General features: G+C 72.7%; 12 protein-coding genes and 1 pseudogene. 9 read left to right on the top strand and 4 right to left on the bottom strand.

Annotated features, from left to right (window positions below; all coding sequences use genetic code 11):
• Both C3488_RS32600 and drmB read left to right on the top strand, forming a co-directional pair.
• Positions 1-2,468: helicase-related protein (locus tag C3488_RS32600; protein WP_103844489.1), on the top strand; the 2,468-nt coding region annotated here is incomplete at its 5' end.
• A gap of 3 nt (positions 2,469-2,471) precedes the next feature.
• Positions 2,472-4,322: a DUF1998 domain-containing protein gene (drmB, locus tag C3488_RS32595; protein ID WP_103844486.1), complete on the top strand. Its 1,851-nt coding sequence runs from the start codon at positions 2,472-2,474 to the stop codon at positions 4,320-4,322.
• Positions 4,323-4,359: 37 nt separating this feature from the next.
• Here drmB and C3488_RS32590 read toward each other — a convergent pair whose 3' ends face one another.
• Together C3488_RS32590 and C3488_RS32585 are read right to left on the bottom strand one after the other, a co-directional pair.
• Positions 4,360-4,881 (bottom strand): very short patch repair endonuclease, encoded by a 522-nt coding sequence (locus C3488_RS32590; protein ID WP_374955473.1) that lies wholly within the window; start codon positions 4,879-4,881, stop codon positions 4,360-4,362.
• Between the two features lie 281 nt (positions 4,882-5,162).
• A pseudogene (locus C3488_RS32585) lies at positions 5,163-5,439 on the bottom strand (transposase); the annotation flags it as partial.
• Between the two features lie 116 nt (positions 5,440-5,555).
• Between C3488_RS32585 and C3488_RS32580 the strand changes: the two are divergent.
• The 5 genes from C3488_RS32580 (at position 5,556) to C3488_RS32560 (ending at position 11,904) form a co-directional block, all read left to right on the top strand.
• On the top strand, positions 5,556-6,239 hold the full coding sequence (locus C3488_RS32580) for a hypothetical protein (RefSeq protein ID WP_103844484.1): 684 nt from the start codon (positions 5,556-5,558) through the stop codon (positions 6,237-6,239).
• Entirely contained in the window at positions 6,236-6,781 is a 546-nt protein-coding gene (locus C3488_RS32575) for a histidine phosphatase family protein (RefSeq protein ID WP_103844483.1), read from the top strand. The genes C3488_RS32580 and C3488_RS32575 overlap by 4 nt, the downstream gene beginning before the upstream one ends.
• 191 nt (positions 6,782-6,972) lie before the next feature.
• Positions 6,973-7,599, top strand: a complete 627-nt coding sequence (locus C3488_RS32570; RefSeq protein ID WP_103844482.1) for a YigZ family protein — start codon at positions 6,973-6,975, stop codon at positions 7,597-7,599.
• Positions 7,600-7,715: 116 nt separating this feature from the next.
• The gene (locus tag C3488_RS32565) at positions 7,716-8,879 is read left to right on the top strand and encodes an exonuclease SbcCD subunit D (protein WP_103844481.1); all 1,164 of its coding nucleotides are present in this window, start codon (positions 7,716-7,718) and stop codon (positions 8,877-8,879) included.
• A 31-nt stretch (positions 8,880-8,910) separates the two neighbouring features.
• Positions 8,911-11,904 carry an AAA family ATPase gene (locus tag C3488_RS32560; protein ID WP_103844480.1) on the top strand — a complete coding sequence of 998 codons (2,994 nt, stop codon included), beginning with the start codon at positions 8,911-8,913 and terminating at the stop codon, positions 11,902-11,904.
• A gap of 7 nt (positions 11,905-11,911) precedes the next feature.
• Here the strand turns inward: C3488_RS32560 and C3488_RS32555 are convergent, their stop codons facing one another.
• Positions 11,912-12,358 (bottom strand): Lrp/AsnC family transcriptional regulator, encoded by a 447-nt coding sequence (locus tag C3488_RS32555; protein ID WP_103844479.1) that lies wholly within the window; start codon positions 12,356-12,358, stop codon positions 11,912-11,914.
• 136 nt (positions 12,359-12,494) lie between these two features.
• Here C3488_RS32555 and C3488_RS32550 point away from each other — a divergent pair, with 136 nt between their 5' ends.
• Together C3488_RS32550 and C3488_RS32545 are read left to right on the top strand one after the other, a co-directional pair.
• Positions 12,495-12,965: a rhodanese-like domain-containing protein gene (locus C3488_RS32550; protein WP_181139288.1), complete on the top strand. Its 471-nt coding sequence runs from the start codon at positions 12,495-12,497 to the stop codon at positions 12,963-12,965.
• 72 nt (positions 12,966-13,037) lie between these two features.
• Positions 13,038-13,883 carry an SDR family oxidoreductase gene (locus C3488_RS32545; protein ID WP_103844477.1) on the top strand — a complete coding sequence of 282 codons (846 nt, stop codon included), beginning with the start codon at positions 13,038-13,040 and terminating at the stop codon, positions 13,881-13,883.
• Between the two features lie 39 nt (positions 13,884-13,922).
• On the opposite strand, the gene C3488_RS32540 is transcribed toward C3488_RS32545, so the two are convergent.
• The gene (locus C3488_RS32540; protein ID WP_103844476.1) at positions 13,923-15,617 is read right to left on the bottom strand and encodes a DUF885 domain-containing protein; all 1,695 of its coding nucleotides are present in this window, start codon (positions 15,615-15,617) and stop codon (positions 13,923-13,925) included.
• Positions 15,618-15,723 lie beyond the last annotated feature (106 nt).

The following is a 15,723-nucleotide window of genomic DNA, read 5'->3' as shown; positions in this document are numbered from 1 at the left end:
CGTACTTCGCCACCGGCCACGGCTGTTCCGTCGCCTGGGACTGGACGGCGCCACCGCCGCGCACCCCCATGACCGACCATGCGGCCGTCGCGGAGCTCCGCACCGAGTTCATTCCCTCCCACGAGGTGCTGCTGACCGACTCCAACCCGGACATCGACGACGCCGCCCTCACTATGTACGGCCTCGGACACGGCAGCCGCGAGCGCGTACGGCAGGCGCTCGACGGCCTGCTCGCAGGCTACGAGACGTGGATCGACGAGCGCGCCAAGGAAGCCACCACGCTCTCCGGCACCGAGCTTTCGACGGCCGCCGACGAGCAGATTCGACTGTGTCGGCAGGCCCTCTCCCGGATGCGACGCGGCGTCGCGCTGCTGGTCGACGACACCCGTCCGGAGATTCTGGAGGCGTTCTGGCTCGCCAACCAGGCCATGGCGAAGCAGCGCGCGCACACCCAGTGGATCAAGGACGGTCGACCGGGTGAGTTCGCAGCGATCGACGAGACCCGAGGCACCTGGCGTCCCTTCCAGATCGCCTTCCTACTACTCTGCCTGGAAGGCATCGTCGACCCACAGCACGAGGATCGCGAGATCGCCGACCTGCTCTGGTTCCCCACCGGCGGTGGCAAGACCGAGGCGTATCTGGGACTCATCGCCTTCACGACCTTCCTGCGCCGTCTGCGCGACGGCGCGGCGGGAGCCGGCGTAACCGTCCTCATGCGCTACACCCTGCGCCTGCTCACCCTCCAGCAGTTCGAACGCGCCACGGCCCTCATCTGCGCCATGGAGACCCTGCGCCGCGACGGCCCTGCATCGTTGGGCACCGCCCCGATCTCCATCGGCATGTGGGTCGGCGCCAGTGCCACCCCCAACACCCTGGCTCGAGCCGACGAGCGCCTCGGCGAGCTGCGCCGTACCCCCGGCAAGTCGCTTCAGACGGAGAACCCCGTCCAGCTCCACGCCTGCCCCTGGTGCGGCACACCGCTCGACGTCGAGGCGTACGAGGTGTACGAGCAGCGCCGCCGCATGTACGTCCGGTGTGCTTCCGAAACGTGCGACTTCCACGCCGGTGACGGTCTGCCCGTCCATCTGGTCGACGAGGCGGTCTACGACGCACACCCCACCCTGGTCATCGCCACCGTCGACAAGTTCGCTTCGATGCCATGGCGGCTGCAGACCGCCGCCCTCTTCAACCGGGACCTCCACGATGCGAGCGTCCGGCCGCCGGAGCTCATCGTCCAGGACGAGCTCCATCTCATCTCCGGCCCGCTCGGCACTCTCACCGGCCTGTACGAGACCGCCGTCGACGTTCTCGCCGACCGTCCCAAGGTCGTCGCCTCCACGGCGACGATCCGCCGCGCATCCGACCAGGTTCGCTCGCTCTTCAACCGCGCGGTGGCCCAGTTCCCGCCCGCCGGCCTCGACTCCCGCGATTCCTGGTTCGCCGTCGAGTCCCCTCGTGAGACAAAGGCCACCCGGTGCTACATCGGCCTGCTGACCCCGAGCACCAGCCAGGCGACCCTCCTCGTCCGCACCTACGCCGCCCTGCTGCACGCCGCGCCCCTAGCCGAGGCCGACCCGTCGGTCGGCGACGCGTACTGGACCCTCGTCGGCTACTTCAACAGCCTCCGCGTGCTCTCCGCCGCCGAACTCCAGGTTCTCGACGACGTCCAGGATCGGCTCGAACTCCTCGCCCGGCGCGACGGCGTCGCACCCCGCTCCACGGAGCCGCCGGTGGAACTCAGCAGCCGCGCCGACTCGAGCGCCATTCCGGCCCGCCTCAAGCGGCTCGAACGTTCCCTCCCGGCCGATGACGTGGCCGACGTGCTCCTCGCCACCAACATGATCGCCGTGGGCGTCGACATCGACCGTCTCGGCCTCATGGCCGTGATGGGCCAGCCCCAGACCACCGCCGAGTACATCCAGGCCACCAGCCGTGTCGGCCGTCGCCACCCGGGCCTGATCGCCGTCATGCTCAACTCGGCCCGGTCCCGAGACCGTTCGCACTACGAGAACTTCCCCGGCTTCCACTCCGCGCTCTACCGGGAGGTGGAGTCCACCAGCGTGACCCCCTTCTCGGCGCGCGCCCGCGACCGCGGACTGCACGCCGTCGTGGTCGCCCTCACCCGACTCCTCATTTCGAACGCCCGCCCCAACGAGGCGGCCGCAGGGGTCGAGGGCTTCCTCGACGACATCCGCCGCGATGTGAGGCCCTGCGTTCTGGAGCGGGCGGGTGCCGTCGACAGCACCGAACGCGAGGCCACCGCCCACGCCTTCGACGAGTTCGTCGACTGGTGGCGAGAGGCCGCCCGCGTCGAACCCACCCTCGTCTACGAAGCCCGCCGCGGCACGCGCCAACCGGCACTCCTACGCGGCTTCGACCCCGACCCCGCGGACGGTTCCCTCAGCTGGGACACCCTCTGGTCCCTGCGCGACGTCGACGCCGAGTCCACCCTCTTCCTGGAGCGCTGATCCATGACCCCGCCTCCCGCCCGCCGCCGACGCGGCGCCCCCGCGGCCGCGATACGCCCCCGTAAACTCGGCACCGTCCGCCGCGCCCAGATGATCACCACTTACGGCGTCGGCGCCCTCGTCGCCGTCGACAACGAGTCCTTCATCGTCGGAGACCTCGCCTCCTGGGACCTGCGAGAGGCTCCCGAACTGTCCGAGAAGCGCCTGGCCCGCATCCTCAAAGTCGACCACTTCCGACAGCCTCCGGCGCCCGACCCGGACCGCGGCGTCGACGGCGTCCGCGTCCGCCGCTTCCCCGAGTGGTACTCGTGCCCCTCGTGTCACGAACTACAGCCGTACTTCAAGTTCAACGCCCCGCCCGGCCGTGCCACCTGCGGTGACTGCAGCGAGGACCTCGTGCCCTCCCGCTTCGTCCTCGCATGCGACAACGGACACCTCGCCGATTTCCCGTACTGGAAGTGGGTGCACCGGGGCAGCGGACACGCAGGCGGCCTGTGCGGCGGCAAGCTCAGGCTCACCACCAAGGGCGACACCGGCTCCCTCCGCTCCATCATCGTCAGCTGCTCCTGTGGCGTCCCCGAGGTCTCCATGGAGGGTGCATTCCGCACCCGCGTGATTCAGGACCTCGGCATCCGTTGCGAAGCAACTCGGGCGTGGCTCAAGGACGCCCCCGCCGACTCCTGCGCCCTCACTCCGCGTGCCATGCAACGCGGTTCCTCCGCGCTGTGGCACCCCATCGTCGCCTCCGCGCTGTCCATTCCCCCGTGGGGCGAAGGCGCCCACGCCGTCGTCGAGCGCGAGCGCCTTCACGGGGCCTCTGAGGACTACGTCCGCGAACATTTCCGACGCCGCCCGTATCTCCTCGACAAGACGGGACTCAGCGTCGAGGAGATCCTCTCCGTGATCCGCGCCATCGAGGAGGCCGACCGGCTGGCCGGAGACGACGACACCCCCTTGGCCAAGGCGCACACGACCCTGCGGCAGGAGGAGTACCAGCGGCTGCGCCACGGCAACCCGGAGCGGTACGACGCCGAATGGCAGCCCTTCGTATGCGAGCCCCCCGAGGCACCGCAATCACACGCGCTCGCGGCCGCCGGCGTCGAGTCGCCCATGCTGGTCAAGCGCCTCCGCGAAGTACGCGCTCTCTCCTCCTTCTCCCGCGGCGCCGCACCCTCACCGGCCGACTCCGACCGGCGGCGCGCACCCTTGACCCTCTCACCCGCCGTGAACTGGCTGCCGGCCATCGAGGTCAAGGGCGAAGGGGTCTTTCTCCGCCTCGACCAGCAGCGTCTGGGGGAATGGGAGAACGAGTCCGCGGTCGTGGCCCGCAGCGAGCGCATCCGCCGCAATCACCTCGCTCTCCTCGCCGATCGTGCACGATCCGCCGGCACGGATCCGCAGGCCGCCCAGGACTCGCCGGTCTCGCCACGCTTCCTGCTGCTCCACACCCTCGCACACGTGCTGATCAACGAGTGGAGCCTGGACGGCGGCTACCCCGCCGCAGCGCTTCGCGAGCGCGTGTACGCAGGTGAGGACATGGCAGGGATCCTCCTCTACACCGCGACAAGCGACTCCGCCGGCAGCCTCGGCGGCATCGTTGCCCAGGGAGAACCCTCTCGCCTGGAGCACACCCTGCGCTCCGCGGTCGCCCGCGCCGCGTGGTGCTCCAACGATCCCCTCTGCATGGAGTCCGAGGCGAGCGGCGCCGATAGCGTCAACCTCGCCGCGTGCCACGCCTGCCTTCTCCTCCCGGAGACCAGCTGCGAGACGAACAACGCTTTCCTCGACCGCGGCCTGCTCATCGACGGAGTGACAGGCACCCCAGGCTTCTTCGCCGCGGATGCTCGCTGGTGAGGCGTAAGCCGCAGCGACTGACGTGACGCATCAGCTACTACCTGACATCTTCGTGTCCGTTGCTGACGCTGCTCGAGCCTCGGGCCTCGACCTCGGGCGGCTGGCGACGTTCCGGAGGGAGGAGGCGATCGTACAATTCGCGCACCCGAGCGGCTGCAGCGAGCGGATCTTCGTGTTCCCAGACGCGAAGCACGCTCCACCCGGCCTCCCCGAGCAGGCGATCCGTTTCACGATCACGTCGGCGGTTGGCCTCGACTTTCGAGGACCAGTAGTCGGCATTTGACGTCGCCACGGTGTGGTGCTCCGGGCACCCATGCCAGAAACAGCCGTCCAAGAAGACAGCGATGCGGGCCCTGGTGAACACAAGATCGGCAGTGCGCCTGAGGTGGGGCAGGGGGCGCGTCGACACTCGATACCGAAGCCCGAGCGCATGTACAGCGCGTCGAAGGGCCAGCTCCGGCTTCGTGTCACGCCCCTTGTTCCCCTGCATGCTGCGTCGCGTGCCGGGTGTCGTCGCCCACGACGCGTGGTCGCCGGCAACGCTCCGCCTTCCGCTCATAGCCTCTCGCCTCGCGGACTCGTCGGAACCGGGGACCGCGACAGCGGCCCCATCTTGGTGGAGTACGTGAAGACGATACTGCCGCTTTCTTGCGGCCGTCGGGCTGCCCTCTGTCGGTAGCGGCTGAACTGCGACCCCGACGGCGGGCATGAGAACGAGGCCGTTGACACACATCAGTGGAAATACGGGCACATGATCAACGTCATCATTGAGGCGAAGCTGTCTCTATGCCCTGCGGGCTTCGCGTCAGCGGAAATGCTTCCCGCCGTCCGGGGGTGCTGGGCGGCGAAGGCCCAGAGGTAGCCGGCGTGGTTGAGCCGGTCGTTCTTCACCCATCGGCGGGTGATGGACGACTTCTTCCCGGAGGCCCTGGTGATGGGCGAGGAGCCGGCGTATGCCTTCAGGCCGCGGGCGTCGGCGCAGTGGGTGCGGTCGCCCCCGATCTCAGCTAGGACCCGGGCGGCGAGTGTGGTGCCGAGTCCGGGGAAGCTCAGCAAGATCTCGGCGTCCGGGTGCTGGAGAAAATGCCTTCTCCAGCGCCTCAGCGAGCTGGTCTGCGGGCGGCAACAGCTTGTGGAAGGCGCTGATTCCCGGCGCACCGCCGGGTCGCTCCCGCTGTCCGGAACGGGGTCCGCTCGGCTGCGCCGGGGGTCTGGCCCGCCTACGCTCGCCTCGTGCTCCGAATCACCGACGCCCGCAGCGGCGAGCCCACCGATGTCCGTCCGGGCCTGGTCCGGGTCCACGCGCACCCGGCCGGGGCCGACAGCTCCGCGCTGCGGGTGCTGCTGGTGGCCGACGTGCTGGCCCGGGCGCTGGAACTCGGCGGAACACCCGTCGTCACGGTGGGCGCACCGCCCGCCGCGCTCCGGGCACGCGCCGACGACCTCGGCATCCGCCCCGCGGAGCCGGAGGCACCGGACACCGGACAGGTACTGCACGTGGTCGCAGTGTCGGGCGCCGCGCCGGACGGGGTACGTGTCGAGGTGGCCCCCGTGACCGGCCCCGCCGACACCGCCGCCCCGCCGTCGGCGCTGCGCCTCGCTCTGCTCGCGCACCCCCGCCGGCAGCCGGCCGACCTCGACGCGGCCGCCCTCACCGGGGCGCGGGACACCCTGCTCCGCTGGCGCAAGGCCGTCGCCGCCTGGGCGACCCGCCCCTCCAGGCCGATCCCCGAGCAGGTGCGGCAGGAGCTGCGCACCGCCTGGGAGGACGACCTCGACGTCCCCGCCGTCCTGGACGTCCTGCGGTGCGTGGAGAGCGCCGACGACGTCCCGGACGGGGCACGCTTCGAGACGTACGCCTACGCCGACCGGCTGCTCGGGCTCGACCTCACCCGCGAGATCGGTGCCTGGACATGAGCACCCCGGCCGGGCAGGGCCCGTTGCGCAGGCTCGTCGTGCTGCGGCACGCCAAGTCCGCCTGGCCCGAGGGCGTCCCCGACCACGAACGGCCGCTCGCGGCACGTGGCCGCCGGGACGCCCCGGCCGCCGGGAGCGCGCTCGCCGAGGCCGACTGGCTGCCCGACCTCGCCCTGTGCTCGACCGCCGTCCGCGCCCGCCAGACCTGGGAGCTGGCCTCGGCCCAGTGGGGCACCCCGCCGCCGGTACGACTTCAGCGACGCCTGTACGCCGCCGACGTACCCGATCTGCTGGACGCCGTGCACGAAGTCCCCGCTGCCGTACGGACGTTGCTGCTGATCGGGCACAACCCGGGGCTCGCCGAGCTGGTGCTGGAACTCGCCGGGGACGGCCTGAACGACACGCTCGACCGGGTTCGCACCAAGTTCCCCACCGCGGCCATCGCCCTCCTCGCCTGGCACGGCCCCGTCTGGGAGGCGCTGGCCCCCGGCGCGGCGCTCCTCACGGACGTGGTCGTGGCGCGCGGCAGGAAGCCGAAGTAGGGCAGGCGCGGCCGACGTGGATCCGGGGGCGCGGCGCGCCACGCGCGCGGGGGCTTTCGGACGGCCGTGCGGAGCGCCACGCGCACAGGGGCTTTCCCCGCCCGTGACCCACACCACGCGCGCGTGGCGTGGGCGGCCGCCGGCACCGGCCCGCCCGCGGAACCCGGACGGGTGCCGCATACGCTGGCGTGATGCAGGACGAGTACCGCACAGTCGCCCGCGCGGGCGTGCACGAGACCGAGGTCAACCGCTCCCGTTTCCTGTGCGCGCTCGCCCCGGCCGCCACCGAGGAGGAGGCGCAGGCCTTCATCGCGGGCGTCCGCAAGGAGCACGCCGACGCCACCCACAACTGCTACGCGTACGTCATCGGCGCCGACGCCGCGATCCAGAAGGCGAGCGACGACGGGGAACCGGGCGGTACCGCGGGCGTCCCCATGCTCCAGATGCTGCTGCGCCGCGACATGCGGTACGTCGTCGCCGTCGTCACCCGCTACTACGGCGGCGTGAAGCTGGGCGCGGGCGGGCTCATCAGGGCGTACGGGGGAGCGGTCGGCGAGGCGCTGGACGCGCTCGGCACCCTCACCCGCCGCCGCTTCCGGCTCGCCACGGTGACCGTCGACCACCAGCGCGCGGGCAAGGTGCAGAACGACCTGCGCGCGACCGGCCGTGAGGTACGGGACGTGCGCTACGGCGAGCACGTCACGATCGAGGTCGGGCTGCCCGACGCCGAGGTCGAGGCGTTCCGCGCGTGGCTCGCCGATGCGACGGCGGGCACGGCCCGGTTGGAGCTGGGCGGAGAGGCGTACGGGGACACATGACGGACGCACCGGACGTCTGACGTCCCGTCGGGCCGCCGGGCCGCTCCCGTCCCGGAGCGGCCCGGTACGGGAGTAACCGCCCGTGATGTCAGACCCGGCCGTTAGTCTCGGGGATCATGAGGCTGCTGCACACTTCCGACTGGCATCTGGGCCGGGCGTTCCACCGCGTGAACATGCTCGACGCCCAGGCCGCGTTCATCGCGCACCTCGTCACCACCGTGCGCGAGCGCGGTGTGGACGCGGTCGTGGTGTCGGGAGACGTGTACGACAGGGCCGTACCGCCGCTCGCCGCGGTCGAGCTGTTCGACGACGCCCTGCACCGCCTCGCCGACCTCGGCGTGCCCACGGTGATGATCTCCGGGAACCACGACTCGGCGCGCCGCCTGGGCGTAGGCGCCGGCCTCATCGGCCGCGCGGGCATACACCTGCGGACCGAGCCCGCGGCGTGCGGCACCCCGGTCGTGCTGAGCGACGCGCACGGGGACGTGGCGTTCTACGGCCTGCCGTATCTCGAACCGGCCCTGGTCAAGGACGAGTTCGCGGTCGAGAAGGCGGGCCACGAGGCGGTGCTCGCGGCCGCCATGGACCGGGTCCGCGCCGACCTGGCCACGCGCGTCCCGGGCACCCGCTCCGTCGTCCTCGCCCACGCCTTCGTCACCGGTGGCGAACCCAGCGACAGCGAGCGGGACATCACGGTCGGCGGGGTCGCCGCGGTTCCGGCCGGCGTCTTCGACGGCGTGGACTACGTGGCGCTGGGCCATCTGCACGGCAGCCAGACCATCACCGAGCGCGTGCGCTACTCGGGGTCCCCGCTGCCGTACTCCTTCTCGGAGGCCGGCCACCGCAAGGGCATGTGGCTCGTCGACCTCGGTGCCGACGGCTCGGTCGCGGCGGAGCACGTCGACTGCCCGGTGCCGCGGCCCCTCGCCAGGCTCCGCGGGCATCTGGAGGACCTGCTCGCCGACCCGGAGCTGGCACGCCACCAGGAGGCGTGGGTGGAGGCCACGCTCACCGACCCGGTGCGGCCCGCCGAGCCCATGGCCCGGCTGACCGAGCGCTTCCCGCACACCCTCAGCCTCGTCTTCGACCCCGAACGCGCCCCCGAGGAATCCGGCGTGTCGTACGCGCGCAGGCTTGCGGGCCGCTCCGACCAGCAGATCGCGGAGGACTTCGTGGCCCATGTGCGCGGGGCGGGACCCGACGAGCGCGAACGAGCCGTGCTGCGGGAGGCGTTCGACGCGGTGCGTGCCGACCAGGCGGTCCGGGAGGCAGCCCGGTGACCTCGCACACGCGTGGAACGGAGGGGGACCAGTGAGACTGCACCGACTCGACATCACCGCCTTCGGTCCGTTCGGCGGCACCCAGAAGGTCGACTTCGACGCCCTGTCGGCGGCCGGACTCTTCCTGCTGCACGGGCCGACCGGCGCCGGCAAGACGTCCGTCCTGGACGCGGTGTGCTACGCGCTCTACGGTGCCGTGCCCGGCGCCCGGCAGAGCGGCCAGGGCCTGACCCTGCGCAGCGACCACGCCGCGCCGGGGACACGCACCGAGATCCGGCTCGAACTCACCGTCGCCGGACGGCGGCTGGAGATCACCCGGCAGCCGCCCTGGGAGCGCCCGAAGAAGCGCGGCAGCGGCACGACGACCGACAAGGCCCAGACCTGGCTGCGCGAGTACGACAGCGCCGCCCGCACCTGGAAGGACCTCAGCCGCTCCCACCAGGAGATCGGCGAGGAGATCACCCAGCTGCTCGGCATGAGCCGCGAGCAGTTCTGCCAGGTCGTCCTCCTGCCCCAGGGCGACTTCGCCCGCTTCCTCCGCGCCGACGCCGAGGCCCGTGGCAAGCTGCTCGGCCGCCTCTTCGACACCCACCGCTTCGCCGACGCCGAAAAGCGCCTCGCGGAGCGCCGCCGGACCACGGAGGCCGAAGTACGGGACGGCGACGCCGCGTTGCTCGCCGACGCCCATCGCATGCAGCAGGCGGCCGGTGACCCCGTGCCGCTGCCGGACCTCGCCCCCGGCGATCCGGGGCTCGCCGACGCCGTCCTGAGCTGGGCCGCCGTCGCCCGCAGCACGGCCCGCGAGCGCCTGGCCATCGCCCAGTGCGCGCGGACGGCCGCCGAGTCGGCGCGGGCCGCCGCCGAGCGGGCCCTGAGCGACGTACGCGAACGGGCACGGTTGCAGCGCAGGTTCGCCGAGGCCCGGGAGCGTGCGGCCCTCCTGGAGCAGCGGGCCGACGCCCACCGGGAGGCGCGGCAGCGCATGGAACGCGGCCGCAAGGCCGAGGCCGTGGCGCCCGCCCTGGACCTGCGGGACTCCGCAGAGGCCGAGCACCGGCGCGCCGCCGACGCCGAGGCACGCGCTCGTGCCCGGCTCCCGCAGACCGACGCGGACGCCGGTGCCGCCGGCCTCGCCGCCGCCGCGCGCCGGGCGACCGAGGAACTCGGCGGTCTGGAATCAGCCCGCCGTGCCGAGCGGCGACTGGGTGAGATCGCCGCCGAGCGGACGGAGATGGACCGCCAGGAGCGTGCGGACGAAGAGGCCCTGCAGGACGCCGAGGGCTGGCTCGCCGAGTGGGAGCAGACCCGTGCCGACCTGCAGGAACGGATCGACTCCGCCCAGGAGGCAGCCACTCGGGCCGAGCAGCTCGCCGTGCAGCGCGAACCGGCCCGCAACCGGCTCAGGGCGGCCCGTGAGCGCGACCGGCTCGCCCAGGACACCGAAGCGGCCCAGGCCCGCGCCCTCGACTCCCGGGAGAGCGCTCTCGCCGCCCACGAACACTGGCTCGACCTCAAGGAACAGCGGCTGAAGGGCATCGCCGCGGAACTGGCCGCAGGGCTCCTCGACGGCGAACCCTGCGCCGTCTGCGGCGCCACCGACCACCCCGCGCCCGCCCGGAAGGTGGCCGGACACGTCGACCGGGAGGCGGAGGAGCGGGCGCTCGCCGCCTATCGGCAGGCCGAGGAGCAGCACGCCGAGGACGAACGGCGACTCGCCGCCGCACGGGAGGCGCTGGCCGCCGCGACCGCCGAGGCGGGAGACACGCCGATCGGCGAACTCGCCGCCCAAGCGGACGAACTGGAGCGGCTCTACAGCGCCGCGCGCGCGGGCGCCTCGCAGCTCCACCCCGCACAGGAGGAGCTGCGGCGAGCGGAGCAGGAGCGTGAGCGGCGCAGCGCGGCCCGGCAGGAAGCCGCTCTGCGCGTGGCGGCGCGGATCTCCCGCCGGGACGCGCTGGAGCGTGAACGGACCGTCCTCGTGGAGGAGTTGGGCCGGGCCCGGGGCGACGCCGTGAGTGTGGCCGCGCGCGCCGCGGAGCTGGAGCGCCGGGCCGCCCTCCTCACCGAGGCCGCCGATGCCGCCCGCGCCGCCGAGGACTGTGCGCAGCGCCTCAAGGAGGCCGACGCACGCCTCGCCGACGCGGCCTTCCGTGCCGGCTTCGACACCCCGCAGGCCGCGGCCGCCGCCCTCCTCGACGACACCGCCCACCGGGAGCTGCAACGACGCCTGGACGCCTGGCAGCAGGAGGAGGCCGCCGTCCGCGCGATGCTCGCCGAGCCGGACACCGCGGCGGCGGCCCAGCAGCCGCCGGCCGATCTCGCCGGTGTCGAACAGGCTGCCGAAGCCGCGGCCCGCCGACTGCAGGCCGCCGTCTCCGTCCAGGACGAGGCGGCCCGCCGCTGCGCCGAACTCGACCGGCTCTCCGCGCGCGCGACCGCGTCCGTACGGCGTCTCGCGCCGCTGCGCGACGAGTACGACCGGGTGGCCCGGCTGGCGTCCCTCGCCGCCGGCACCTCCGCCGAGAACGAACGCAGGATGCGCCTGGAGTCGTACGTGCTGGCCGCCCGCCTCGAGCAGGTGGCGGCCGCCGCGACCGTACGGCTGCAGCGCATGTCCTCGGGCCGTTACACCCTTGTCCACTCCGACGACCGGTCCGGACGTGGCCGCAGCGGCCTCGGGCTGCATGTCGTCGACGCGTGGACCGGGCGCGAGCGCGACACCGCGACCCTGTCCGGAGGAGAGACGTTCTTCGCCTCCCTGGCCCTCGCCCTCGGCCTCGCGGACGTCGTCACCGACGAGGCGGGCGGGGTGCGCCTGGACACCCTCTTCATCGACGAGGGGTTCGGCAGCCTGGACGACCAGACCCTCGACGAGGTCCTCGACGTGCTCGACTCGCTGCGCGAGCGGGACCGCAGCGTGGGCATCGTGAGCCATGTCGCCGACCTGCGACGCCGTGTCCACGCGCAGCTGGAGGTCGTAAAGGGCCGGACGGGTTCCGTCGTACGGCAGCGGGGAGTCGGCTGAGCGGCGGTCAACAGCCGAGAGAACGGCGCGGGAGGGGCGAGGAGTACACGACACTCGTCGTCACCGACCCCAGCGTGCCGATCTTGCCCGACACCTCCTCCAGGTGGCGCATGGAGCGTGCCGTGACCTTGATGACGAAGCAGTCGTCGCCGGTGACGTGGTGCGCCTCCAGGATCTCGGGGGTCGCGGCCACGAGGTCGTGGAACGGCTTGTAGTTGCCGTTCGGGTAGCGCAGCCGCACGAACGCCAGGATCGGCAGGCCCAGCCGCTCCGGGTCGACGACCGCCGCGTACCCCTGGATGACGCCGGCCTCCTCCAGCCGCCGCACCCGTTCGGTGACCGCGCTCGCGGACATGGAGACGGCACGTGCCAGCTCGGCGTAGGTGGCGCGGCCGTCGCGCTGGAGGACATCGAGGATGCGCCAGTCGGTGGCGTCCGGGGAATAGGCGGTCATTCCCGAGGGATAGCAGGGGAATCCCCGGCTGATCAAGACGTACGCCGTTGACCGTCCGTTCAGAGAGGTGATCGATCGCCGTAGATTTCTGGTCAGCCAACTCCACCAGGGAAAGGTCGGCCCGTTGAGCATCAGCATGACCACCGAGAACCCCGTCCTGCGCGTCCCTCCGGCCGCGCCGGCCACCGCCGCCGCCCACTTCCGGGCGAGCCTCGCCTTCCACGCCGACGTGTCCGACGTCGCCGCCGCGTTCGCGGCCGGCGGCGACCCCGGTTTCGTCCTCCTCGACTCGCGCTCCACCGCGGCCTGGGACCAGGGCCACATCCCCGGCGCGGTGCACCTGCCCACCGCGCTCATCCCGGAACAGGCCGAGCAACTCCTCGACAGGGCGGTGCCGGTGGTCGCCTACTGCTGGGGCCCGGGCTGCAACGGCGCGACGCGCGCGGCCCTCGCCCTCGCCGAACTGGGCTTCCAGGTCAAGGAGATGCTGGGCGGCTTCGAGTACTGGGCGCGCGAAGGCTTCGCGTACGAGACCTGGGAGGGCCCCGGGCAGCGCGCCGCCGATCCGCTGACGGCACCTGCTCAGGACGCGGACTGCGGCTGCTGACCGACCGCACGCAGCACCCCCGGGGTCGGAAAACCGGGTGCGGGCTGCGCCCGCCGTCCGCACCATGGCACCGTGCCCCGACTTCCGCACCCCACCCACGAAGAGCTCCGCCGCGATCCGCTGCCCCTGCGCGGCCGCACCGCGCTCGTCACCGGCGCCAGCCGGCGCGCCGGCATCGGGTACGCGGTGGCCCGGCGGCTGGCCGCGTACGGCGCCGGCGTCTATCTGCACCACCATGTGCCGCACGACGCGGACATGCCCTGGGGCGCCGACCGCGTCGAGGACGTGGTCGCCGCAGTGCGCGCGGCGCTGGGCGACCCGGGGGCGCCCGTCGCGGACGGCCCCGCCGACCTGTCCGACCCGACGGCTCCTGCCGAGCTGGTCGCGCGGGCCGCCGAGGCGCTGGGCGGCCGGATCGACATCCTCGTCGCCAACCACGCGCTCAGTGGCAGCGACGGCACCCTCGACACCATCGACGCCGCCATGCTGGACGCGCACTGGGCCGTGGACACCCGCTCGGTGCTCCTCCTGGTGCAGGCGTACGCCCGGCTGCGCGCCGGGCTGCCGCCGGGCACCCCGGGCGGGCGGGTGGTGATGATGACCTCGGGGCAGGACCTCGGGGACGGCATGCCGGGCGAGATCGCGTACGCGCTCCAGAAGGGCGCGCTCGCATCGATCACGCGCTCGCTGTCCACGGCCCTCGCCGAGCACGCCGTCACCGTCAACACGGTCAACCCGGGCCCCGTCGACACCGATTACCTGACCGGTGACGCCTACGAGGCCGTCGCCGCGCGGTTCCCCGCCGGGCGCTGGGGCATGCCCGACGATCCGGCCCGGCTCATCGCCTGGCTCGCCACGGACGAGGCGGTCTGGATCACCGGCCAGGTCATCGGCTCGGAGGGCGGCTTCCGCCGCTGACGGCCGGACCCGGCGGAGGTCCGGCCGTCCGTGCCGCGATCAGAGGCGCGACAGTTCGTCCACCAGGTCGTCCAGGCCCAGTGAGCCCTGCGAGAGCGCCGCCATGTGCCAGGCCTTCGCGTCGAACGCGTCACCGTGGCGCTCCCGGGCCTTCTCGCGGCCCAGCAGCCAGGCCCGCTCGCCCAGCTTGTAGCCGATCGCCTGGCCCGGCATCGACAGGTAGCGGATCAGCTCGCTCTCCACGAAGTCCGCCGGGCGGCTGCTGTGGGAGCCGAAGAACTCGTGCGCCAGCTCCGGCGTCCAGCGCTCGCCCGGGTGGAACGGAGAGTCCGCCGGGATCCGGAGTTCCAGGTGCATGCCGATGTCGACGATGACCCGCAGCGCCCGCATCATCTGGGCGTCCAGGTAGCCGAGGCGCCGCTCCGGGTCGGTGAGGAAGCCCAGTTCGTCCATCAGACGCTCGGCGTACAGCGCCCAGCCCTCCGCGTTGGCGCTGACGATGCCCACCGTCGCCTGGTAGCGGGAGAGGTCGTCGGCCACGTGCGCCCACTGGGCGAGCTGGAGGTGGTGGCCGGGGACGCCCTCGTGGTACCAGGTCGAGACGAGGTCGTAGACCGGGAAGCGGTCCTGCCCCATCGTCGGCAGCCAGGTGCGGCCCGGTCGGGAGAAGTCCGCCGAGGGAGCCGTGTAGTAGGGCGCCGCGGCGCTGCCGGGCGGCGCGATGCACGACTCGACCTTCCGCACCCGCTCGGCGAGTTCGAAGTGCGTGCCGTCCAGTGCGTCGATCGCCTCGTCCATCAGCCCCTGCAGCCAGGCGCGGACCTCTTCGACGCCCTCGATGTGGGTGCCGTGCTCGTCCAGGTGCGCGAGCGCCACCCAGGGGGTCGCGGCGCCGGGCAGGACCTTCTCGGCCTCCTTCTTCATCTCGCCGAGGAGGCGGTGGTACTCCGACCAGCCGTACGCGTAGGCCTCGTCGAGGTCCAGGTCCGTCCCGTTGAAGTAGCGCGCGAAACGGGCGTAACGCTCACGGCCGACCGTGTCGGGCGCCCCCTCGATCGTCGGCGCGTACACGTCACGCATCCAGTCGCGCAACTCCGTGACGGCAGCGGTCGCCGCGCGGGCGGCCTCGTCCAGCTCCGCGCGCAGCGCGTCGGGGCCCTGGGAGGCGAAGCCCTCGAACCAGCCGCGGTCCTGGCCGTCCTTGTCCGACCATTCGGTGAGCTGCTCGATGAAGGTCGCGGTCGGGCGCGGACCGGCATGCAGCTTGCGCTCCAGGCCGAGAGCCAGGGACTCCCGGTAGCCCCGCAGGGCGGCCGGCACGGCGCGCAGCCGCTCGGCGACCGCCGCCCAGTCCTCCTCCGTCGCCACGGGGGTGATGGTGAAGACGTTGCGCACGGAGTGCACCGGGGACGAGAGGTTGCTCACCGCCCTGAGGCCCTCGTCGGCCTCGTGCACGGCGAGTTCGGCGGTGAGCCGCTCGCGCAGCAGGCGCGCGCACCGACGCTCGATGTCACTGTCCGCGCCCGGCCGGCGCTCCGCCTCGTCGAGCCGGGCGAGGGTCTTTCGCGCCAGCTCGGCGAGCGCGTCCTGGCCCGCGGGCGAGGTGTCGGGCAGCTTGCTCGAGCTCTCCTTCACGCCGAGGTACGTGCCGGTGACCGGGTCGAGGGCGACGAGGTCGTCGACGTAGGTGTCGGCGACCTCCCGGGGCAGAAGGCTTCTGGTCGTGTCAGACATGCGGACAATCCTCATACGGCCCCGTGGTGCGCGTCACGCGGATTCAGCGCTCGGCTTAGGGGTCCTTGCGAGCAAGAACCTCCATCCCTGCCGATCGGGTGCCGGC

This window comes from Streptomyces sp. Ru72 (genome assembly GCF_002920635.1).
Lineage (GTDB): Bacteria > Actinomycetota > Actinomycetes > Streptomycetales > Streptomycetaceae > Streptomyces.
The sequence above is the reverse complement of the archived record's forward strand: the minus strand, read 5'-3'. Positions and strand labels throughout refer to the sequence as shown.

Excerpts from the sequence above, each read along its gene's own strand:
- drmB (WP_103844486.1), top strand. The coding sequence starts at position 2,472 with ATGACCCCGCCTCCCGCCCGCCGCCGACGCGGCGCCCCCGCGGCCGCG.
- C3488_RS32590 (WP_374955473.1), bottom strand. The coding sequence starts at position 4,881 with ATGAGCGGAAGGCGGAGCGTTGCCGGCGACCACGCGTCGTGGGCGACG.
- C3488_RS32575 (WP_103844483.1), top strand. The coding sequence starts at position 6,236 with ATGAGCACCCCGGCCGGGCAGGGCCCGTTGCGCAGGCTCGTCGTGCTG.
- C3488_RS32570 (WP_103844482.1), top strand. The coding sequence starts at position 6,973 with ATGCAGGACGAGTACCGCACAGTCGCCCGCGCGGGCGTGCACGAGACC.
- C3488_RS32565 (WP_103844481.1), top strand. The coding sequence starts at position 7,716 with ATGAGGCTGCTGCACACTTCCGACTGGCATCTGGGCCGGGCGTTCCAC.
- C3488_RS32555 (WP_103844479.1), bottom strand. The coding sequence starts at position 12,358 with ATGACCGCCTATTCCCCGGACGCCACCGACTGGCGCATCCTCGATGTC.
- C3488_RS32550 (WP_181139288.1), top strand. The coding sequence starts at position 12,495 with ATGACCACCGAGAACCCCGTCCTGCGCGTCCCTCCGGCCGCGCCGGCC.
- C3488_RS32540 (WP_103844476.1), bottom strand. The coding sequence starts at position 15,617 with ATGTCTGACACGACCAGAAGCCTTCTGCCCCGGGAGGTCGCCGACACC.